The sequence below is a fragment of the Psychrobacter sp. P11G5 genome, assembly GCF_001593305.1.
GTDB lineage: Bacteria > Pseudomonadota > Gammaproteobacteria > Pseudomonadales > Moraxellaceae > Psychrobacter.
In genome coordinates this window covers 3,152,604-3,175,448 of sequence record NZ_CP012533.1, presented here as the reverse complement: position 1 = coordinate 3,175,448, position 22,845 = coordinate 3,152,604, and the positions used below count along the sequence as shown (strand labels likewise).

Below are 22,845 nucleotides of genomic sequence, written 5' to 3'. Positions count from 1 at the left end.
AGTTCTAAGTGAACACCAGCTCTACTTCCGATTCTTGCGCGCACGTTTTTTACGTAAACGCTTTTCCTCTAACTTAGCCTCTTTTTTGGCTTCCGCTTGTGCGCGTATCTCATCTACCAATAGTAGCTCTGCTTCACGCATTTTTGGCGTCTCTAAAGTAATGCGACCAAGTATGCCACTGCGAAGCTCATTAACTAAAATCTCAGACATACGGTAGGTATCAACGATGCCGCCTCTTTTTAGCAATCCTCGGTTACGTCCAGCAACTTCGAAAAACTCCCAGTCAGTCTTTGGTAAATCTTCAACTTTATAACGTTCTTTAAGCAGCTCAGGATATGCCCCAATTAAATATTCAGCAGTGTAACCAGCCACATCAGCAAAATCAAAAGCTGTGTCTTTAATGCCACCCGTGGCAGCCAAGCGATAGCCTGAATTTGGGTTTTCAATTTTTGGCCATAGCATGCCAGGCGTATCATAGAGCATGATGTCATCATCGATTTTAATCAGCTGCTGTGACTTAGTAACGGCAGGTTCATCACCCGTTTTGGCGATGCTGCGTCCAGCTAGACTGTTAATCAAAGTCGATTTACCAACGTTTGGTATGCCCATGATAAGCACCTTAATTTGCCTACCAGTGCCTACTTTGTTAGGCATTAACTGCTTACATATCTGTACGATGCGTTTCACTTCGCTGGACTTGTTATCGTCACAGGCTATGGCTTTTACTTGATCCTGACTTTCTAAATACTCAATCCACGCTTGCGTTTGATTGGAGTCGGCAAGGTCTGCTTTATTGAGGATTTTGATGACAGGTTTTTGTCCACGTAGCGCTGCTACCATAGGGTTTTCACTACTGTATGGAATGCGAGCATCAATGACTTCGATGACCACATCCATCTCTGGCATAATTTCTTTAATCTCGTTACGGGCTTTATTCATATGTCCAGGGAACCACTGGATACTAGCGTTACTCATTGATATAACAACCTTCTTTAAATGGAGTGCCAAAAGTAAGACAATAGGTTTTTACTTTTGTGATGAGGTTAAGTTTACTACACAATGAGAAGTTGAATGCACCTAAAGTAGATTGCTCGTTTTATTTTAATTTGCTCAAGCGTCTTACTATAGGAATTTTGAATTGAAAAAAGCCGAAGTCAGATATAGTTTTATACTATCGATAATAATTTTTCGCACAAAAAAGCAGAGTATGACCAGCATACTCTGCTAAATTTTTACTCAAGTTCTTGTTAAGCTAGAAGGCTTTGTTAATTTAAACTGTTAAAGCATTAACCTAAATTAGCTTTCATAAACTCTAGCATATTTTCCCAGCTTTGCTTGGCAGCGGCTTCATTGTAGCCAAGATCTACATCATTCTTGGCTGCGCGCTCATCTGCATGTGGGTTGGTAAAGCCATGCTTGGCGTTATCGTATACATCAACAGTATAATCAACATCAGCAGCATCTAGCTCAGATTTCAGACCTTCGATAGCGTCCATTGATACCATTGAATCATCGCGACCGTGGGCGACCAATACTTTAGCCTTGAATTTGTCGTCCGCTGGCTGTTTTGCTGATGGGTTGCCATGGAAGGTTGCAACTGCTTTTAATGGCATGCCTTCGCGTGCCATATCGAGGACAACTTTACCACCGAAGCAATAGCCAATCGCGCCTAAATTATCGCCATTGACTGCCATTTGGTCGCTAAAGTCGTTAAGAATCAAGCGGCAACGCGCCATCAGCATGTCTTGATCTTCGAGCACTTGCTCCATCCACATATTAGCCTGAGCTGCATCAGAGGTCAGTTTACCTTCGCCGTAGACATCCATTGCTACGGCAGCATAACCTGCTTTAGCCAGATTTTCAGTGATTGTTTTAGGATGATCGACCACGCCCCACCATTCAGGTGCGACTAGAATGCCAGCGACAGGATTTTCATCTGAGGCGTCTTCTGGCAGCGCAACATAGCTAATTAGTTCAATGCCATTTTCAGTGGTACTTATCAATTCAAAGGTCTTAATTGACATATTATTGTCCTTTTTTATATTGTGAGTTTTATTTAGTTGTATAGTTAATCTTAGATAAAAAAAGTACAATTATTATAGTGTGCTACACGGATAATTTTTCCTTGCTTGCTGTGCCTACGCAGACAGAGGCTGCGCAAAATTTAACCCAGTAGCACTGTATTTTTTAGTAGATCGACTATATTTGTACGTTTTCAATTGTCTGACTCGTTCTACCTTAACGCCCGCGACCAACAAAAACAGCTATAATACTGTAACGCTGTTTATCAAAATGATACTGCGACTCTATAAAACGCTACTGTAATTCTATGAGGCTAAATTTGTTACATCAATCAAGTTCATTTTCAGAGAAAGCATCTGATATAACATCTGATACACAATCAGGTGAGGCAAATGATGCGGCGCTACGTCCACAGTTTTGGACCCAGTTTAAGCTGTCTGAATTAAACCATAGTGAGTGGGAAGCCTTGTGTGATGGCTGCGGCAGTTGCTGCTTAATTAAGTACATTGACAATGATGACGACGAAGAACTGGTCGAGTATACGGATGTGACTTGCCAGCTAATGGACTGTGCGACGGGCTATTGCAAGCATTATGCTGCACGCCAAGAGTACGTGCCAGACTGTATTCAATTAACGATTGAGAATTTGCCGAACATGATGTGGCTGCCAGCCCATTGTGCATATAAGCGTTTATATAAAGGTCAGGCATTACCGGATTGGCATCTGCTATTAACTCAAGATGCGGTAGTAACGCAGCAGCAAATGCGCGCTGCTAACATAGGGGTGGCAGGGCGCTGCGTCTCCGAGAGTGGAATGTCTGATGAAGAGATGGAGACGCGAGTCGTTAATTGGGTGAAGCCTTAGTTAACTTGAAGGTTTATTTATCGAAAGTCTTAGTTACTAAAAACCTCAATCACTAGAAGCTTGGGCAGCAGATTTCGCTTCTGCGTCAGCCTCTAACTGCGAATCAGCTAGCGGCGGGATAGGAATGCCTTGGCGAATTTGAGCAGAAAACTCATTGCTATTAGCGCTAGAATCTAGATTGGCTTGATTGTCAAAACCTCTAACCTTTGGATTGATGTGAGCGCGCTCATACCACATGTCCATTGACCATGGTTGCCCACCGTTTTCAGGATTGGCATCCAGCATACCGACGTCGTAGAGATAATTTGGTAACCAGCCAGATACCCAAATTCGATAATCCCATGGCAGCCGTTCACCACTGACAATTCGTGCCATATAAAAGATAATATTGGTACAGTTGCTGGTCAAGGTGTTATACCAAGCGGGCTTTGCATTAAGCTCATCGGCAGCGGTTAAGTATGACTCAAACAATGATTTGACTTCCGACTGCTGCAAATGGCTGACAGGCAATAAATAAACTTGCTCACCGCGCGCATTACTACGGGTGTAAATGATATCGCGCTCTTCAGCGGCAATGAGGCTGAGCTCATAACGTCTAAAAAAGCCTGCAAGTGCCGAAAACGATTCGCCGTTTTCTTTACGAATCTCAAAAGAGAAGGCGAGCGGTCTATCATCTTCGAAGCGAAAGCTTACTAGAGTATGGGCAATCAATGGTCCCATCCAGTAAGAGTTACTCACATCGATACCGGATAATTTGGACATATCAACTATACGCGTCTCCCAGCGTTCAGTCGCGTCCTCATCAGTATGCCAATCAAAGTTACGCACATTGGTAAATGTAATCAAATCAGGGTTGGTGGCATCGCGCTCATAAGAGACTCTTTGACTGACTTCCGCCATCCAATCACGGTTTTGTTTGGGTTCAATAGAAAAAAACCAACCAAGGCCGACTACCCAAACAGCCATATATATTCCAGTTAGCCATTTATTGGTTGTTTTTTGATTAATGGTTTTGTTAGTCGCTTTATCTATAATCCTATTGGCTAGCTTTGGCCGATATTTTACGGACAATACCGATGCTAGCAAACCGACAATCACTATGGTCGCTATCCAAGTTACCGGACTGTATGCACCGAGCTGATAGCCAAGCAACATTAATAGCCAGAGTGCTGATAATATAAGCGTCAGTGCAATCAAAAAATGCACAACATAATGCCGCCAATTTTTTGGTTGGCGTGCGTTGTCGCTCGTATTGTTCGACAAGCTAGGGTTAGCTTTACGAGATGATAAAAGCTGAGAAATAACAGAACGAAGCGACATAAGTGTAAGCTAAATAAGTGAAGTTGTTGACGATAGCAAAGTTTATAACACACTGACAATACAATTTGGATAAATTTGTCGTTGAATGTCTGGTGGGCTTGCGATAAAGTGAAGCTAATTTAGACTGGTCTATCTATCTCTAATGATAAGTTAGCCAGCTTTATTTATTATTTTAATCTCCATTACTCGTTTTATTATCATATTAATTATCATTAACTAAAGAGGTTAAATCACATCGCCATGTCTGACGACGTTCCAAGCCCGAGTAGTTGGTCGATGCGCGGCTTAAAACGCTGGCTATCGACCGCCCCCGAAACCCGTGATGAATTGATTCGTCTGGTACAAGATTCACGCCAGTTCTTAGAGCCAGATACAGTCGACATGCTCGAAGGTGTACTGGATTTGCCAGCCACGCAAGTACGTGAAATCATGACGCCGCGCCCGCAGGTGATAGGTCTACATGAAAGTACTAGCCTTGCTGAAGTGATGGATATCATCCTTGAAACCACGCATTCACGCTATCCAGTATTTGACAGTCAAGATGATGATGCGGTTATTGGTATCTTACTCGCAAAAGACTTGATTCCTATTTTAGTACATATGGTGCGCGATCAAGAAGACAAGATTGACAGCAAACGTCTAAAAGACTTGGTACGTCAGCCGCTATATATTAATGAGAATGCGCGTTCTGATACCTTGTTACGCTCATTGCAGCGTACCCAAGTACACATGGCGATTGTAGTCGATGAGTTTGGTAACTTCGGCGGCGTGGTCACGATGGAAGATTTGTTAGAAGAAATCGTCGGTGATATCGTCGATGAGCATGATGACTTTGATGAAGATAGTGATATCAATAATATCGTTGTGCATCCAGAAAAGCCTAATACTTGGCGCGTGCAAGCCTCTACAGTGATTGAGGACTGTAATGACGAGTTAGGTAGTCACTTTGATGATACCGATGTCGATACCATGGGTGGCCTTGTAATGCAGACGCTTGGCTACGTGGGTGATTTAGAGGGTGAGAGCGTACAGATAGATGATTGGGAAATTAAAGTCATTGACGCAGAAGGACGCTTTATTCAAAATTTAGAGCTGACCAAAATCACTGCCGATCAGCGACTGTTAATAGGTAGCCACTAGTTTTCCAGCTATCAGTCCAGAACTCGGCTGCCAACTATTAATTTACCGATTTAGTATCTAAAGTATGTAAGGTACGCATATATATTAGGTTTAAGCTTTTATGGTAAGAACACGACTACGGTCGTGTTTTTTGCTTTTTGGCATTTACTATTTTTGCTACGCAAATTTACCCATTAATTAGTATAGGCTGGTATCATGGGCGGATTTAATTTTCAGCACTGCCAGTGGCCGTCAAACAGTATCTGTCAAAAAACGGTTACTGTTAAAAAAGAAGCCTCAAACTTAATGTTTTGAATAATAAGATTCTGGATAATTGCTATGCGCCTGTCTACTGTTGATTTACAAAAGCGTTTGAATCCTACTAAGCCTAAACGCCTATCGCTAGGGTTAACTATTTTGATTGCTTGGCTTGCAGGTGCGATATTTATATTTGCACTCGCGCCTTATGGTATCTGGCCACTAGCACTGGTATCGCCTGCTATTTTGTATGCGCTACTGTTGCCGGATATGACTGGCAAGCGCGCATTTATTATCGGTCAAGCATATGGTACGGGGCTGTGGTGTGTTGGTGCGTTTTGGCTATATACCTCTATTCACGTTTATGGTGCGACGCCTGTATGGCTTGCGTTAATTATGATTGCGCTGATGGGCCTAGGGATGGGGTTATTTCATGGCTTTTTAGCCTTGATATTTAATCGGGTGGTTGGCAAGCAGCCATTATCCTTTGCAGCTCTTTGGATACTACAAGAGTGGATGAAAACGTGGCTGTTCACGGGTTTTCCGTGGTTGTTCGTTGGCTACGCCTTTACTGAGCAGTATTGGTTGTCTTCACTTGCGCCCGTCGCTGGTGTATTTGCCGTCTCTTTCGTCGCAGTATTATTAGCCGCCAGTATAGTGGAGCTTTTGCGTCGCCGTGCAGGTTATGCCATTGCTTCTGTAGCACTGTTGGTCATCAGCACTGCACTATGGCTAATCAATCCGCAATGGACGAAACCTAAAGGCACGCCTGATTTATCCGTATCATTAATCCAAGGTAATATTCCACAAGATCTCAAATGGTTGACCGAGTATCAGGTGGAAACTCTCAAGATTTATGCAACCTTAACCAGCACTGAGTGGGGGCGTGATATCGTGCTCTGGCCTGAATCTTCAATCCCTATGTTCCAGACAGAGGCAGTTGGCTTTATCAGTGAAATGGTAAAAATGGCTAATGCTACTGATACCACATGGGTGACCGGTATTCCTTATAAAGATGAAGCAGCATTTGATGCCAGTACCGATAAGTATCCACCATTCTATAATAGTGTTATTGCCTTGGGTGCTGAGGCAGAAGGCTTGTATAAAAAACAGCGTCTAGTGCCGTTTGGTGAGTATATTCCCTTTGAAGGCTTGCTAGATATCTTGCCCAATCTAGCTGGCAGTCAAGATATCATGAGCTATAGTCGCGGTAGTGATCAGCAATCACCGTTACGTGTGCGTGGGCATAATTTAGGCGCGGCAGTTTGTTATGAAGTTGCTTACCCTGATACCACTCGTAAAAATGCAATCGGTACTGACTTTTTATTAACTATCTCAAACGATGCTTGGTTTGGTACTTCAGCAGGCCCACTGCAACATCTGCAAATGGTACAGATGCGCGCGCTTGAGAATGGTCGCTGGTTTATGCGCGCAACTAACACTGGCGTTACCGCTATCATTGATCATAAAGGCCGTATTGTCGAGCGGGCGCCGCAGTTTGAGCGCACAGTATTACGCGGTGATATTCAGGCACGGGTTGGTAACACTCCGTTTATGAGTCTTGGTAATTACCCTATTTTGTTTATCATGGCACTGTTATTACTATTGAGCTATCTAGGTAAGCGCTCAACCACTCGCGCTCAGCTTGGTAAATAGGAGCGTCATTATCACAGCTTAATTGGTATGTACTAAATAATAATTCCTTTAAATAGTTAAGGGTTTGAACACATTGGTATAAATTGCGATATAATAGGCTAAAATTTTAAATATTTTGTGCAAGGTGGATAAGGTATGTCAGAAGATATCGTCAACAACAATCCAAAAAAAGAGTTTATGTATGCTCTAGGTGGCATTGCCTTGTTTTTAGGTATTGTCTTACTTATTGGTATTTCAGCATTCTTGCGTCCAGCAGGAGAGCACATCACGGCTGAAACTACTGAGGCTTCGGCAGCGGCTGATGAAGCAGAAGCTATTGCCGCTGAAGATACAGAAACAGCTGACACCGCAGAGACAGAGACAGCTGCTTCAGCAGATGCTGCAACAGCAACTGAAACGCCTGCTGATGCAACAGTAACACCTGCAGAAGATACAAGTGGCGCGGTAGTTAGCGCTGAAGCTGGTACTGCGACTGCTTCAGGTACAGTCAGCCAAGCTGCCGTTGAAGGTACTGATTTAACTGCAGAACAGGCTGATGGTGATTTAGATGCTGGTACTGCTGACGACACCGCAGCTGCACAGTAAGCGAATATCATTACTTAACAGTATATATAAGCAACACGATTAGCTTCTAATTATCAAGCTTGTATAAAAGCACCGACCTATTGTTTTTAATAGGTTGGTGCTTTTTTTTGTCAAGTTTTCGTAGGCATTTGTTCAAATAGTAAACAATCTTTCCCTTTACATACTGATAATCTAATGAAACAATAACGCGCATTTACGACCGTCCGTCTCAATAATGAAGGGCTTGGTCATCTCTATAGTAGTGTGTTAAAGGAATAAACTTATGAGAACGGAGACACAATCAGAGGTTAATGCGGCTGAGCTAGAAGCACTAGATAATGGATTTATGGGACACCCTCAGCCATTACGTCCATTGTTCTTTACTGAAATGTGGGAACGGTTCTCTTATTATAGTATTCGCCCGCTATTAGTACTTTTTATGGTGGCAACGGTAGGCAGCGGTGGTTTTGGTTTTGATGAGGTAACCGCTTCTGCTATCTACGGCATTTTTGCTGGCTCTTTATACTTGGCAGCAGTGCCAGGTGGCTGGCTAGCTGATAATTGGCTGGGTCAAGAGCGTGCCCTGTGGTGGGGTAGTATTATTATTGCCTTTGGTCACTTGTGTATTGCGCTTTCCGCTATGTTTGGTATGACATTATTTTTCGTCGGTCTAATGTGTATTGTTTTGGGCTCAGGCTTATTTAAAACTTGTATTTCAGTGATGGTCGGTGCGTTGTATTCTAAGGGTGATGTACGCCGTGATAGCGGCTTTACTTTATTCTATATGGGTATCAATATTGGTGCATTATTAGCCGCGCTTATCGTTGGGGTGTTCAAAGAAAAAGGCATGTGGCATGTTGGTTTCGGTGTCGGTGGTCTTGGCATGCTAGTCTCATTGCTCATATACCGTTTTTCTGCCCAAAAAACTTTAACACGCTATGCACGAGCAAAAGGTATCACGGCTGAGTGGGAACATGCCAATGATCGCCATAAAAACGTCGGTCGCTGGGTCGCAGGATTCTTAGCTTTACTAGCTACAATCGTCATTTTGGTCTCTACAGGTATGATGCCGTTTCAGCCTCAAATGGTGGCTGAGTATATGACCTATATCATCGCAGGTGTGGTGATACTTTATTTTGCTATTATGTTCATTTCACCTAGGCTTGATAAAACCGATAAGCTCCGTCTGTTAATTTGTTTTATTTTAATTATCGGCTCGACGCTGTTTTGGTCAAGCTTTGAGCAGCAGCCGACTTCTTTTAACTTGTTTGCTGATCGCTATACCGATCTTAATGTTTTAGGTTTTGAGATACCAAGTATTTGGTTTCAATCGCTCAACCCTTTATTTATTCTTCTGTTAGCGCCAATTGTCAGCATTATATGGGTTAAGCTTGGCAATAGAGGCGTTGAGCCTAGTAGTATGGTTAAATTTGCTCTCGGTATGTTACTTGCTGCTGCAGGTTTTGGCTTAATGATTGTGGCCTCTAAGAGTATTTTGACTAATGATAGTGGGTTAGCATCACCTTTATGGTTGGTAGGTAGTTTGCTGTTACTAACGCTTGGCGAACTGGCACTTAGTCCTGTAGGTCTGTCTTCAATGACTAAGCTTGCACCAAAAGGCATGCAAGGTCAGATGATGGGACTTTTCTTTGCTTCTTTAGCCATGGGTAATTTGGTTGCCGCATTTTTCGGCGGCAACGTTTCAGCTGATAAGATTGAAGGCTTACCAGATCTGTTTACGACGATGACAATTTTATTGGTTGTTACTGCTGCCTTATTATTAGTATTAGCGAAGCCTATTAATAACATGCTACAAAAAAGTGAGCGTGCCGATAAAGTCAGCTAATTAATAGGGTTTTTAATAAGTCGTTGAGCAAGTGTACCGCACAAGTCCATGACAGATGATGAGACGTGTTACCATTACTGGTAGCACGTTTTATTGTTTCACTTGGTGAGATATTTGCCTCAGGCTATTGAAAGCCTACTTTCTGCCCAAACATCTAATGATGTTCTGCTTTAATACTATTCTGCTGAAATAATAGTTGGCCTCATATATTTGGTATCTGACTTTTTACAACATTTTAATTCTCAAACATATTGAATGTGGCTGATTCAAATACTGATTATTTAATTAAACTTTAAAGCAACTTTACCCGCTCGAATAAGACGACTAATCATAGCCGCCTCACGATAAAACTTCTCCAAAATCAATAAGGAAGCATTTAATGAATAAACAAACCATTCATGATCGTATCGATAGCTTACGTAAAAGCTTAGCTGCCCAAGACTTTACCGCGATTATTGTGCCATCTGCTGATCCGCATTTATCTGAGTACTTACCAGAATATTGGCAATCACGTTTGTGGTTGTCAGGGTTTACCGGCTCAGTAGGTACGCTCGTCGTTACGGCTGATTTTGCCGGCCTATGGACTGATAGTCGCTATTGGGTGCACGCAGCTGATCAGCTAGAAGGAACAGGTATCAGCTTAGAAAAGCTCGCGCCTGGTCAACCAAACCATATTGACTGGTTAGCTGAGCACTTGCAAGAAGGTGATAGCGTAGCAGTCGATGGTAATGTGCTATCTATCGCTGAGCAAGATAAGTTACTAGACGCTTTTGATGCCAACGACATTACTTTAATCACTGAGCGTGATGTATTGACAGACATATGGAGTGATCGTCCAGCGCTACCATCAGCAGAGTTATATGCTCACGATGAGCAGTTTCTCGCCCAGTCTGCTACCTCAAAGCTTGCCGCCGTGCGTGCAGGTATGGGCGATGCAGGCGCAACGCATCACTTGCTTTCAAGCTTAGATGACATTGCATGGTTGACCAATCTGCGCGGTGCCGATGTCGATTACAACCCGGTGTTTTTAGCGCATATGCTAATCAGTGAAGATAAGGCGACATTGTTTGTTGATGATAATAGAGTCAGCGCTGACATTGAAAAAGCTCTAAAGGATAGCGATATCACGCTTGCTGATTATGATGCAGTACAAGATGCATTGAGTGCGCTGACGCCAGATGACTTGCTATTGTTAGATCCAAGTAAAGTCGCAGTGGGTACGCTATCGAAGATGGCGGATGATGTAGGCTTTATCGAGCAAATGGCACCGAGCACTTTGCTAAAATCTGTTAAATCTGACTCAGATATCGATCACGTACGTGAAGCCATGCGTCAAGATGGAGCCGCATTAAGTGAATTCTTTGCCACATTTGAGAAGCGCTTAGCAGACGGTGAGCGCTTAAGTGAGCTGGACGTTGATAGTATGCTGATTGAGGTACGTAGTCAGCAGCCACATTATGTATCGCCAAGCTTTCCAACCATTGCAGGATTTAATGAAAATGGTGCGTTGCCCCATTACCGTGCGACACCAGAAAAGTTTAGCTACCTTGATGTCGCTGAGGGCGAAGGTGGATTATTGCTGATTGACTCAGGCGCTCAGTATCAGAACGGCACCACTGATATTACTCGCGTGGTCGGTATTGGAAAAGTAAGCAGCGAGCACAAACGTGACTTTACCACGGTGCTCAAAGCCCATATCGCTTTGGCGCGTGCAAACTTCCCTGATGGTATAGCCTCGCCACTAATCGATGCGATTTGCCGTGCACCATTATGGCAAGCACAGATGGATTATGGTCATGGGACCGGCCATGGTGTTGGTTACTTCTTAAACGTGCATGAAGGCCCACAAGTTATTGCTTATAGTGCCAGTACGCCAAAAGAGCGCGCCATGAAAGAGGGAATGATCTCTAGTAATGAGCCAGGTCTATACCGTGAAGGCAAGTGGGGTATTCGTATTGAAAACTTAGTCGTTAATATGCCAGTGGCGAGTCCGACTGAGACTGAGTTTGGTAAATTCTTAAACTTTGAAACCATCACTTACTGCCCAATTGATACCCGTTTGATTGAGTCTTCATTGTTAGATCAAGTAGAGATTGATTGGCTAAACGACTATCACAATCAAGTCTATGCTGAGCTAAAAGACCGCGTTGATGGTGCGGCACTTGAGTGGTTGACCGAGCGTACACAAGCCATTTAAAAATAAAAGCTTGTATCTATTAATCCAATCTATGAATCCAAAATAGAAAAAGCCCCGTAAAAATTTACGGGGCTTTTTTGTATTTAAGATTTTTAGCTGAGACACTTAGAGCGTCAGCAATAAACGCAATAATCAATAAATGCTAAGCCCTCTCGAAGACTAGTTCTTCTTAGCGATGTTTCTTTGAATAATATCTTCGACAGCTTGGTTTTTTTCTGTAATGCCAGCTAGTTGATGACTAACTTCGGCACGTAACCATGATTTTAAGTCCTCAGACATTTGCATCATTTGCTCACTGAGGTAATCATCTACGTGCATCTCTAGCTCATGAATTAAGGTCTCATGGGCAGCGCTTAACTCTGGATCCTTAAATGACAAATCAATTGCGGCGCCTTTTTTAGGTTTCACAATAGTATGTTCAGTGTGATGGTTCGGATTTACACTACCATCAGCGCTATCTTTCTCATTGTCTGTAACCCTAATATCAGTACTGGTGTCAGGATTATTATTGGCACTAGCTGCTGCACTTGTATCTTGCGCTACTTTAACACTGTTGTTTTTGTCCGCTTCTAATTGTGCTGCACGCTCTTCTTTTTGCGCTTGTTGTTTTTGTGCTTGCTCTATCTGCAGTTTTTCTTCTTGGCGCTTAGCTTCTTCACGCTCAACTTTTGCTGCAGCGCGTGCTTTTTCTTCTGCGGCTTTTTTCTCTTCTGCTAAGCGTTGTTGTTCAGCAGCGGCACGTTGTTCCGCCTGCTTATCGGCAAGCTCTTTTGCAGCCGCTTGCTCTGCTTCATGCACACTATATAACTCATCAAGGTGCGCGTCTAAATCAGGCAGACTAAAGGTAAAACTTTCAAAAGGAGTGTCTGTTTGCAGCAGAGTAGTAATATCCGTTAATTCTTGGACAATGGCAGCGCGTATCTGCTCTGGCGCACGGGTCCACCGCTGATAAAATTGATGCGAAAACGAATAGCTTGACATAGACTCTTCCATAAATTTTCTAAAAATTACCCCTTATCATACGCAACTATGATAAGGGGCTGCAAGGGGACAAACGTAGCAAATCTGCTACCAACGTTACATTGATAGCATTATTCACTTTTATAGCTTAATTATGATTCAACTTAGGCTCAATAACTATGATAACTATGACCAACGTGCAAAAATTAATGAACCATTGGTGCCGCCAAAACCAAAGCTATTAGATACAGCGTAATCAAGATTTTCAACTTTACGTGATTTATTGGCCACATAGTCTAAATTGCAGTTGTCCTCGACATTGTCTAGATTAATCGTCGGCGGTACGTGCTGATTCTGCAAAGCAAGTATCGTAAAGATAGCTTCCACACCACCAGCTGCGCCTAATAAGTGCCCAGTCATAGATTTGGTTGAGCTAACCAAAATGCTGTCTTTGACCGAAGCAAATACAGTCTCAATCGCTATGGATTCAGCGACATCTCCAGCAGGCGTACTAGTACCATGAGCGTTGACATAGCCAACGCGTGATGGATCAATACCTGCGTCATTAAGGGCACTTTGCATAGCGCGTGCAGCACCATTACCATCTTCAGGTGGCGCCGTGATATGGCTGGCATCGTCACTCATACCAAAGCCGACAACTTCAGCTAGTATGGTTGCACCGCGTGCCTTGGCGTGAGCAAGGCTTTCCAGTACCAATACGCCTGCGCCGTCACCCATCACAAAACCATCACGATCTTTATCGAATGGACGTGATGCTTTGGTCGGCTCATCATTGCGGGTAGAGAGCGCATGCATAGCCGCGAAGCCTGCCATACCTAATGGGCTCGAGCCTCTCTCGCTACCACCTGCAATCATGACATCAGCATCACCATAAGCGATTAGGCGTGCAGCCAAACCGATAGCATGCGTACCTGTAGTACATGCTGTCGCAGTCGCAAGATTGGGACCTTTAAGTTTGTGTTTGATAGCTACTAGGCCAGCCGCCATATTGGCAATAGAGCCTGGAACGACAAATGGTGATACTTTTTTAGCACCTCTTGCATTTAGCATGGCGCAGCTATCTTCAATAGTTTGAATACCACCAATGCCTGATCCTAAGATGACACCGAAGCGCTCTTGGTCGACATTCTGTACCGGAGTGTCCTCTGCGCTGATTGCTTCAATGAAGCCTGCATCTTTAAGTGCCATTGCAGTAGCAGCTACACCATAGTGCATAAATGCATCATAGCGGCGTGCGTCTTTGGGGCTCATATATTGCTTAGTGTCGAAGTCTTTAATCACGCCTGCGATTTGGGCGCGATAGTCAGTCGCATCGAAATGTGAGATTGAGGTAATGCCACTTTCACCGTTGAGCAGCCGTGTCCACGTGCTTTCTATGTCCACCCCTAGTGGGGTAACGGCACCCATACCAGTGACGACGATACGCATCTCATCAGAACGCTCATAATGAGGTGGTTTATGACGCAGTTTTGGTGCAGTGTTGGTATGTTGTGGTGTCGGTGAACTGCTATTTTGGCTCATGAGATATATCCTGTACTTGCGGTCCTAAAGGGATGGACTTGCTTATATTGTATGGCTATTGAGGAATAGTTCTATATTATTTATAGCGTTATCTTACTATTTTAGCAGCCATTATAAAGCACATAAGTGCACGTCTGTAAACTTAATAGTTCATAGAATAGTGACGCTAGAGTAATATGCCACTATATTGCTATTGATTGCACGCTTAAATACCATATAAATTCAATAATAATCTTAATGTTTAAGCAAAACACACCTGTCCCAACACCACACCTTTACTTGCGCCAGTAACGGCTGGCAAGTTACCTGTTTCACCTATAAGTGTCTGCCTTGCCAACCAAGCAAAAGCAACCGCTTCTACCCAAGCGGGGTTAAGTCCTAGGCTTGCAGTAGTCTCTACTATGCAATGGGGGAGGTGTGCTTGCAATCGTGTCATCAAATAATCATTAAGCGCACCGCCACCACAAACGTAAACCGAACTGCTTTCATGAGCTTGTATAAACATGTTAATTTGCGCACTAGCACTAATGGCCGTCAGCTCGGTCAAGGTTGCTTGTACATCAGCGGATGAATAACGAATATGGGCAGAAGCCTGATCGAATTTTTGTAGTTCGTCCTGTAACCAAGCTAAGTTAAAATCTTCACGACCTGTACTCTTAGGGTAAGACCGTGCAAAAAATGGATGCTCTATCAGTTGATTAAGTAGCGGCTCAACGACTTGTCCAGATTGCGCCCATGCACCGCCAGCATCATAATCATTATCTGTATGCAATGCCGTCCACGCATCTAATAATAAATTAGCAGGGCCCGTATCATAACCAACAACGCTATCTGCTTGTTGATTGTTTGAAAGGTCACTAGTAAGCGCTGGCAAGACGGTGATATTAGCAATACCACCCAAGTTTAATAAAATTCGGGTACAGGCAGGCGTGGCAAATAATGCTTGATGGAAAGCAGGGACCAAAGGCGCACCTTGACCACCGACCGCCATATCACGGCGACGAAAATCACTCACGACGCTAATGCCAGTACGCTCAGCGATGATATTGGCATCGACTAATTGCAACGTAAAGCCCATTTGCGGGCGATGGCGCACGGTTTGACCATGACAGCCAATTGCTAGTACGGATTCACTATCTGTATTTGACTGCTGCAATAAGGTATTAACCACGTCGCTTGCAAACTCACCGTACTCTTTGCTTGCCCAACCGAACCAGTCTAATTCGCTATTTGGTTCATCATCTGTCGGCGTTAATTCTTGAACACCATTAGGCTGACATAAGGCCAATAACACTTCACGGAGACGTGGTGGAAAATTCTGGCTACAAGTCGCCAATAAACGCATGGGTTGCTGCGTGTCGTCATCATTATTAATACCGTCGCTATTAACATTGTCATTAAATTGACAAAGAACAGCGTCCATACCATCTAAGCTAGTACCTGACATCATACCGATGTATAAACCATCATCGAAACTTTCAAACACCGTTTGCTCCAGCGCATCGGTCAATGTGGCATAGTTTAAGTCGTCAATATTATCTGAGCTCTTTTCTAAACCATTGTCTAAAGTATTGTCTTTACCATTATCAAAATTCATATTCGAATAAGTAGTATCATTAGTATCAGCAATCGATGCGGGGTTGGTCATGGCAATTTCCCTTAAAAAACGCTAGTATATCCGTCAAATTCTAACATCTTTTGATGGCTATCAGATTCTAAATAGTTCAAACAATTTAATCTTTCAATAAAGACAATAAAGAGATCATCATGACAGACCATTCATACACTTTAGAAGAACAACTTGCCCTTATTCAGCGCGGTACGCAAGAAATTTTATCGCAAGAAGATTTAGTTGCTAAATTAAAACTAAACCGTCCGCTACGTATTAAGGCAGGCTTTGATCCCACCGCGCCTGATCTGCATTTAGGTCACACGGTATTGATTAATAAGCTTAAGCACTTTCAAGATTTGGGTCATGAGATTTATTTTTTAATTGGTGATTATACGGCCAAGATTGGAGATCCCTCTGGTAAAAATTCTACGCGTCCACCATTGACCGACGAGCAAATCCAAATCAATGCGCAAACTTATGCTGAGCAAGTATTTAAGATTTTGGATAAAGAAAAAACCCGTATTGTCTTTAATTCTGAATGGTTCAAAGATATGTCAGCGGGCGATATGATTCAGCTTTCTAGCCAGTTGACTGTCTCGCGTATGCTTGAGCGTGATGACTTCTCTAAACGCTATGCGGCGCAAACGCCAATTGCTATCCATGAGTTTCTCTACCCATTAGTTCAAGGTTATGACTCTATCGCGCTAAAAGCCGATGTCGAGCTTGGCGGTACTGACCAAACCTTTAACATCCTAATGGGACGCACTTTGCAAGGCCGTTACGGTCAAGAGCCGCAAGTTTGTATTACGGTGCCAATCTTAGAAGGTTTAGATGGCGTCAATAAAATGTCTAAGTCACTGAACAACTATGTCGGCATCTATGATGCACCGGGCACGATGTACCAAAAACTACTATCCATGCCAGATACCCTAATTCGTCGCTACTTTGAATTTTTAAGCTTTAAGCCGATGGAAGAAGTCGACAGCTTGATGGCAGAGATGGAAAACGGTCGCAATCCACAAGAAATCAAACGTATTTTAGCCGAAGAATTGATTGAGCGTTTTCATGATGCGGACGCTGCTGCCAATGCGCATAAATCTGCAGGTAACGTACTAGCTGATGGCGAATTACCAGTGGATTTACCAGAGATAATGCTAGATTTAGAAGGTCAAGACGCACTATTTATTACCCAAATTCTGAACCAAGCTGAACTTGCCAAAAACAACTCAGCAGCCAAAGATATGGTAAAACGGGGCGCAGTAAAAGTTGATGGTGAAGTGGTCGACGCAAGTTTTAGCTTAACCTCAGGACAGACAGCAGTTATCCAAGCAGGTAAAAAAGCTTATGCAAAAGTGACGGTGGGTTAATCAAGATGGCAAGTTAGGTAAAGAGAGTTTATAAGTTCATTATGGCTTGAGGAGAAATATATGCTAGACCTTCCTACATTATCAAATAATGGAATCACCCTTAAGCCATTGACATTAAGTTATGCAAATGACTTAGCCGAAGCTTGCCAAGACGGTGAACTATGGAAAATAAACGAGACTTCTGTACCAGAGCCAGATAAAGTCATCGACTACATCAATACTGCAGAATCAATGCCCGATAGAAAAGCTTTTGTCGTCATTGATGAGTCAACCGGTAAAGCGATTGGCTCAACGAGCTTCCATGATATTTTGCCTTTTGCGAAACGCTTAGAGATTGGCTATACCTGGTATGCTCAATCGTATTGGCGCACGCATGTCAATACGACCTGTAAGCTCATGCTGCTCACCTATATATTTGAAACCTTAGAATATCAAACCGTAGGCTGGCGCGCGGATATTGGCAATCGCCGCTCACAAGAAGCGATTGAACGCTTAGGCGCCAAAAAAGATGGGGTCATTCGAGGCAATAGAGTCTGCCGTGACGGCGTTATTTCAGATACAGCGATGTATAGTTTGGTAAATTCTGAGTGGCCACAAGTAAAAGCTGAATTGACGAAAAAGCTTAATGAAAACTACTAAAACTTGTAATTAATCTAAATAAGAATCTTATGTCGCCAAAAAACCAAAATAATATTTCTCACACTATTCCCCAAGGCATTTACCGCCATTATAAAGGCAGTCTATACCAAGTATTGCATACCGCGCAGCATTCTGAAACGGAAGAAGCGTTAGTCGTTTATCGCTGTCTGTATGGCGAATATGGTGTTTGGGTGCGACCGTTAGCGATGTTTAATGAGACAGTCATGGTAGATGGTAAAGAAATACCTAGATTTGAGCTGATTAATGCTTTGGCTGACTAATTCTAAACTTTCTTCTAAACTTTCTTCTAAACTATCCTCATATTTAACTAACCAAACGAGAAAGCGACCATTTAAGGTCGCTTTCTTGTTCATATATACAAAGTTATTTAGCTGTCTAAAAAAGCAATCAAAGCTTCATTAAACTCTTTTGCATGAGTCACATTGATGCCGTGCGGACCACCTTCAACGATATGAAGTTGACTATTTGCAATCATATCGTGAGAACGTTGACCACTCACTTCAAACGGTACGATTTGATCCGCATCGCCATGAATGACCAAAGTTGGTACATCAAATGCTTTTAAATCATCACGGAAATCGGTATAGCTAAAAGCTTTGACACAATCGTAGCTAGCTTTGGCAGAGGCAAATGCAGCAATATCACGGTTATATAAGCGTAATGGCTTGCTAACTAATAACTTGCCGTCTTTTGGGGTAAAAAAGTTCTTAGTAAAGTCATTCAAGAAGGCAATACGGTCACCGCTGACACCATCTAAAAACTCTTGAATATCTTGCTCTTCTAAGCCACCATCAAGATTGTCATCAGCTTTGAATAAATAGGGTGGCACAGCAGAGGCTAGTACGGCTTTACTGACACGCTCTGAACCATATTTCCCAAGATAACGCGCCACTTCGCCGCCGCCCATAGAGAAGCCGACGATAATAGCATCTGTTAAATCTAGCTCATCCATCAAGGCTTTTAAATCTTGTGCCAAAGTATCGTAATCATACCCGTTCCATGGCTGGGAGGATTTCCCAAAACCACGTCTGTCATACGTAATCACTTGATAACCCGCCTCAACCAGTGCAGGGAGTTGTGACTCCCACGACCGTCCGCTTAATGGCCAACCATGAATCAACACGACAGGTTTGCCAGTACCTTGGATTTCGTAATATAGTTCGACAGATTGCTCGTTTTGTGTTGCAACTTTCACATATGGCATGCTCAGATCCTTTTGATATTATTGTAAGATTTTTATAATAACGCACCTTTTTGATTTGGTTTTTGGTTAATGAAGGCGAACGTCAGCTTTTTAGTATAAAAGTAGATCGGAGCAATTACTATGACGTGTTGTAAAGTTATAGTGTCGATTATAGAGTTTTTATGTGACAGCGTAATGTTGTGCCTAACCTTCCAAAAATCTCTTTAACACTCTATAAAAGCCAATCGGCTCGTCCATTGGTACCGCATGACCCGCCTTCGGTAAAACAACTTCAATAGCATTAGGTAGCATATAGGTGACTTTCTGCTGCCATTCGGGATCATATAATCTAGAGCGACCACCAATTAAGTTCACTACTGGAATAGTGACTTTTTCTATGACTGCCCGAAAGTCGTAGGGCAGCTTTAAGTAAGCTTGCAAGCAGCGCATCTTGTGTTGCCATGTACTGTGATTATAAAACACCAGCTGATGATCATTTTGATGAGTCAAGAATTGTATGATGGCTTTTGAGCGTGAGCGATTTACTGATAGTAAAGAAAACAGCCGTTCGACATCAGTGACTCGGCGTTTGATAGCAAATGGCAGATGCGTGAAGCTATCAATTTTGGCATAGGGTAGGGTCATATCGACCACATTATGAAAAATATCAAACACCTCTTGCTGTCGCGCTCCGAACAATCCACCTTGCCAATCAGACTGATTATGGATAGCAGGGCTTTGGTCAATATTCAAATAGTGACTTACTCGCGATATACCAAAACGTTCAAAATATGCCCACATCACTTGCGCGCCCATTGAAATAGCGGCAACAGGTAGAGACTCTATGCTTAGCTCATGACAAACTTGCTCAATCACTGCGTTAATATCGTCAGCATATTGGCGCACAAAATCAAATTGCGTCAAATTGATAGATTTCGCTTCTCCAAAACCTCTAAAGTGCGGTAAATAGAACTGATATTCGCCCGCGAGCGGTAAGATAAACGGTAAAAACTCACGCGCATCCATGCCGTAAGCATGTAGCATGAGCACAGGTTTGCCTTTACCGATGACTGAGACTGGGAGCGTTATATTGTTAGCAGTAGTGACGTTCATAGTCTGTAATTGGTATTGCATCGGCAGTGTGAGCAGATTTTTTATCATGAAGTGGCGTCATCTCATCTTAATGTTATCAAACTATTTTAATGTCAAAATGCTTAGCACAAAACGTCTTTATATTATTGATAATAGGCTGTTATAGTAAAAACAGTCAGGCTGACCATAGCATAAAAAATGTTTATTGGTGAAGAGTCGTCAAAGTGATGGCTTAATAATAAAAAGGGAATGTTGGTTTATGAATAGAGCGACATTATCAGGACTGGATAATAGCCTTTATCCGCAAATATGGGAGAAGCAAACTTTTGCCAATCCGCATAGCTTGTTAATGGCGCTACTAACAGGTGGCCTTGTTTTAGACCCAAAAGACTTTACCAAGCAATTATTAGCAAACGATACTTATCAAGATTGGATTAATGCTTCCGTATTCGGACGTTATATCCAGCGTAGTTTTGCAGCTTTCTATAGCCAAACTGAAGACAATTTTAATATGGATATGCCAGCGCTGTTTCGTGCCGAGCTAATGCGCCACGCTCAATACCTACCATTGGGACAAGTGTTATTTGTCGCTGGAAATATACCCAAGAGCGCACGCTTCGATAAATTATTTACCAGCACCGTCAATCCTGCTACTGTGGTCTTAGGGGCTCAAAAAATTAAGCAGGATGCGCTAAAGTCAGGACGAGAAAACAGTCAAACCTTGATTGTGAATCAGATAAAAGTCGTTGGCAAGCAAGTCGTTGGATTTCCAATACGCCATAATAAGCGCACCAGCGAGCGCACTCGTAATGAAGTATTGGTATTAGAGTTTCATGATTTACGTTTGGTAAATGAGCAGGTTTTAAGTAGTGAGAAGCTAACTAATACGGCGATGCCAAATGACACTGCCGTATTGCTTCGTTATTATGAATTGCGTTGATATTTTAAACGTCGACAATCTAAACATTGATACTTTAAACGTCGATAGTTTGAGTTTGCAAAAAATTATAGGCTGGCTTTCTGATTCAATTTTTAGCTATCTTGCTTAGCAATCGTTAATCCATTATAGGTTTGCGCGACTGGCATCACTTCTAAACGGTTAACGTTAATATGAGCAGGAGATTCTATGAGCCAAAGTAAAATATCACCAATATCTTCTCCAGTCATGGTTTTAAAGCCATCATAAACCTTAGCTGCTTTATCTTCATCACCATGATAGCGGACATTTGAAAACTCAGTTCCAGCGACATTACCCGGTTCAAGATTGGTCACTCGCACTTGCGTACCTAGTAAATCAGCTCGTAGATTTAAACTAAATTGTTTTACAAAAGCTTTGGTAGCACCATAAACGTTACCGCCAAAGTAAGGCCAGCTACCAGCGATAGAGCCAACATTAATGATATAACCACTATCGCGAGCGGCCATCGCTGGCAAGACGGCATGAGTCAGCGCCATCAGACCTTTGATATTGGTATCTGTCATACGCATCCAGTCATCAAGGCTGGCATTTTGGGCAGGCTCTGTACCCAGTGCTAGCCCAGCATTGTTAACCAAGACATCGATTTGACTAAAGCCATCTGGCAAATCGGCGATAATTTGCGGAATAGAGGCAGTATCACTGACGTCCATCACTACGGGTAAGAATAAATCGCCCAAAGTTTCTGCCAAAGCATTAAGTTTATCGATACGTCTGGCACAGCCAATCACACGGTGACCTTTGGCAACCAAACGTTCAGCCAGTGCTTTACCGAAACCAGCGCTTGCTCCTGTAATCAATACGTTCATTTCATATCCTTTTGATGCTGTGTGCTTGTGGCATAATTTTTATGACGAGTATTTGTTTTGGCTTATGTTGTTAGCCCAACTGTCTTGGCTTAATAGTTGCTATCTTAACTGCGGTTCAATCGATAGTTACCTATTTGATAATTGCTTACCAAAGATTTTATCACCTGCATCGCCAAGACCTGGAATGATGTAACCGTGCTCATCTAAATGACTGTCTAGTGCGGCGGTATAAATGGTCACGTCAGGATGCGCTTCATTCACCAAGCGTACGCCCTCAGGTGCAGCAACTAACACTAAGGCTTTAATATTGGTACAGCCATTTTTCTTTAGCATCTCAATAGTCGCTACCATCGAACCACCCGTTGCTAACATTGGATCAATGATAAGGGCAGGACGTTTGTCCATGTGGCTGACGAATTTTTCAAAAAATGGTACTGGTTGCAAGGTCTCTTCGTCGCGCTGCAAACCCACGACAGAGATTTTTGCAGTAGGAATCAAATCGAGCACGCCGTCAAGCATGCCAATACCAGCACGTAGAATAGGTACAATCGTTGCCGTCTTACCGATAATTTGCTCACCAGTGATCTCACCACACCAGCCTTCCATCGGGAACGTTTCAATTTCAAAATCGCGGCTTGCCTCATAAGCCATCAAACGTGCAAGTTCTTTAGTTAGCGTACGGAACTTATAAGTACTACAGTCTTTTTCGCGCATGAGGCTGAGTTTATGACGGACTAACGGATGCTCAATTACAGTAATTTTTAAGTCGCTCATAAGTATTCTCTTGGTTTTTGGTC

At 42.8% G+C, this 22,845-nt stretch carries 20 protein-coding genes; 10 read left to right on the top strand and 10 right to left on the bottom strand.

Annotated features, from left to right (window positions below):
- Positions 1-21 precede the first annotated feature (21 nt).
- On the bottom strand, positions 22-975 hold the full coding sequence (gene ylqF, locus AK825_RS12980; RefSeq protein ID WP_068038237.1) for a ribosome biogenesis GTPase YlqF: 954 nt from the start codon (positions 973-975) through the stop codon (positions 22-24).
- 311 nt (positions 976-1,286) lie between these two features.
- On the bottom strand, positions 1,287-2,024 hold the full coding sequence (locus AK825_RS12975) for a dienelactone hydrolase family protein (RefSeq protein WP_068038234.1): 738 nt from the start codon (positions 2,022-2,024) through the stop codon (positions 1,287-1,289).
- Between the two features lie 317 nt (positions 2,025-2,341).
- Between AK825_RS12975 and AK825_RS12970 the strand changes: the two genes are divergently transcribed.
- Positions 2,342-2,887, top strand: a complete 546-nt coding sequence (locus AK825_RS12970) for a YcgN family cysteine cluster protein (RefSeq protein ID WP_227514078.1) — start codon at positions 2,342-2,344, stop codon at positions 2,885-2,887.
- Between the two features lie 45 nt (positions 2,888-2,932).
- On the opposite strand, the gene AK825_RS12965 is transcribed toward AK825_RS12970, so the two are convergent.
- On the bottom strand, positions 2,933-4,207 hold the full coding sequence (locus tag AK825_RS12965; protein ID WP_068038228.1) for a DUF4105 domain-containing protein: 1,275 nt from the start codon (positions 4,205-4,207) through the stop codon (positions 2,933-2,935).
- 240 nt (positions 4,208-4,447) lie between these two features.
- Between AK825_RS12965 and AK825_RS12960 the strand changes: the two genes are divergently transcribed.
- From AK825_RS12960 to AK825_RS12940, 5 genes are all read left to right on the top strand, one after another.
- Complete coding sequence (locus tag AK825_RS12960; RefSeq protein ID WP_068038225.1) at positions 4,448-5,347, top strand: CBS domain-containing protein; 900 nt, start codon at positions 4,448-4,450, stop codon at positions 5,345-5,347.
- A gap of 318 nt (positions 5,348-5,665) precedes the next feature.
- Positions 5,666-7,240 (top strand): apolipoprotein N-acyltransferase, encoded by a 1,575-nt coding sequence (lnt, locus tag AK825_RS12955; RefSeq protein WP_068038224.1) that lies wholly within the window; start codon positions 5,666-5,668, stop codon positions 7,238-7,240.
- Between the two features lie 135 nt (positions 7,241-7,375).
- On the top strand, positions 7,376-7,825 hold the full coding sequence (locus AK825_RS12950; RefSeq protein ID WP_068038221.1) for a hypothetical protein: 450 nt from the start codon (positions 7,376-7,378) through the stop codon (positions 7,823-7,825).
- A 262-nt stretch (positions 7,826-8,087) separates the two neighbouring features.
- Positions 8,088-9,650, top strand: coding sequence for a peptide MFS transporter (locus tag AK825_RS12945; protein ID WP_068038218.1), 1,563 nt, complete (start codon positions 8,088-8,090; stop codon positions 9,648-9,650).
- Between the two features lie 379 nt (positions 9,651-10,029).
- Positions 10,030-11,847, top strand: coding sequence for an aminopeptidase P family protein (locus AK825_RS12940; RefSeq protein ID WP_068038215.1), 1,818 nt, complete (start codon positions 10,030-10,032; stop codon positions 11,845-11,847).
- Between the two features lie 159 nt (positions 11,848-12,006).
- Here the strand turns inward: AK825_RS12940 and AK825_RS12935 are convergent, their stop codons facing one another.
- From AK825_RS12935 to AK825_RS12925, 3 genes are all read right to left on the bottom strand, one after another.
- Positions 12,007-12,828 carry a hypothetical protein gene (locus AK825_RS12935; protein WP_227514077.1) on the bottom strand — a complete coding sequence of 274 codons (822 nt, stop codon included), beginning with the start codon at positions 12,826-12,828 and terminating at the stop codon, positions 12,007-12,009.
- Positions 12,829-12,993: 165 nt separating this feature from the next.
- The gene (fabF, locus tag AK825_RS12930; RefSeq protein ID WP_068039511.1) at positions 12,994-14,256 is read right to left on the bottom strand and encodes a beta-ketoacyl-ACP synthase II; all 1,263 of its coding nucleotides are present in this window, start codon (positions 14,254-14,256) and stop codon (positions 12,994-12,996) included.
- A gap of 334 nt (positions 14,257-14,590) precedes the next feature.
- Positions 14,591-15,997 carry an anhydro-N-acetylmuramic acid kinase gene (locus AK825_RS12925; RefSeq protein ID WP_068038208.1) on the bottom strand — a complete coding sequence of 469 codons (1,407 nt, stop codon included), beginning with the start codon at positions 15,995-15,997 and terminating at the stop codon, positions 14,591-14,593.
- Positions 15,998-16,116: 119 nt separating this feature from the next.
- Between AK825_RS12925 and tyrS the strand changes: the two genes are divergently transcribed.
- Genes tyrS through AK825_RS12910 form a run of 3 tightly spaced genes read left to right on the top strand, consistent with a single transcriptional unit; the run spans position 16,117 to position 18,248 of the window.
- Complete coding sequence (gene tyrS / locus AK825_RS12920; protein ID WP_068038205.1) at positions 16,117-17,328, top strand: tyrosine--tRNA ligase; 1,212 nt, start codon at positions 16,117-16,119, stop codon at positions 17,326-17,328.
- Positions 17,329-17,388: 60 nt separating this feature from the next.
- The gene (locus AK825_RS12915) at positions 17,389-17,967 is read left to right on the top strand and encodes a GNAT family N-acetyltransferase (protein WP_068038202.1); all 579 of its coding nucleotides are present in this window, start codon (positions 17,389-17,391) and stop codon (positions 17,965-17,967) included.
- Between the two features lie 29 nt (positions 17,968-17,996).
- On the top strand, positions 17,997-18,248 hold the full coding sequence (locus AK825_RS12910) for a DUF1653 domain-containing protein (RefSeq protein ID WP_068038197.1): 252 nt from the start codon (positions 17,997-17,999) through the stop codon (positions 18,246-18,248).
- Positions 18,249-18,355: 107 nt separating this feature from the next.
- Here the strand turns inward: AK825_RS12910 and AK825_RS12905 are convergent, their stop codons facing one another.
- Both AK825_RS12905 and AK825_RS12900 read right to left on the bottom strand, forming a co-directional pair.
- Positions 18,356-19,192, bottom strand: coding sequence for an alpha/beta hydrolase (locus AK825_RS12905; protein ID WP_068038194.1), 837 nt, complete (start codon positions 19,190-19,192; stop codon positions 18,356-18,358).
- Between the two features lie 183 nt (positions 19,193-19,375).
- Complete coding sequence (locus tag AK825_RS12900) at positions 19,376-20,332, bottom strand: alpha/beta hydrolase (protein ID WP_068038191.1); 957 nt, start codon at positions 20,330-20,332, stop codon at positions 19,376-19,378.
- A 190-nt stretch (positions 20,333-20,522) separates the two neighbouring features.
- Here AK825_RS12900 and AK825_RS12895 point away from each other — a divergent pair, with 190 nt between their 5' ends.
- Positions 20,523-21,203, top strand: coding sequence for a hypothetical protein (locus AK825_RS12895; protein ID WP_068038187.1), 681 nt, complete (start codon positions 20,523-20,525; stop codon positions 21,201-21,203).
- Between the two features lie 92 nt (positions 21,204-21,295).
- Here AK825_RS12895 and AK825_RS12890 read toward each other — a convergent pair whose 3' ends face one another.
- Positions 21,296-22,048, bottom strand: a complete 753-nt coding sequence (locus AK825_RS12890) for an SDR family NAD(P)-dependent oxidoreductase (protein WP_068038185.1) — start codon at positions 22,046-22,048, stop codon at positions 21,296-21,298.
- A gap of 126 nt (positions 22,049-22,174) precedes the next feature.
- Positions 22,175-22,822, bottom strand: coding sequence for a uracil phosphoribosyltransferase (gene upp, locus AK825_RS12885; RefSeq protein WP_068038182.1), 648 nt, complete (start codon positions 22,820-22,822; stop codon positions 22,175-22,177).
- Positions 22,823-22,845 lie beyond the last annotated feature (23 nt).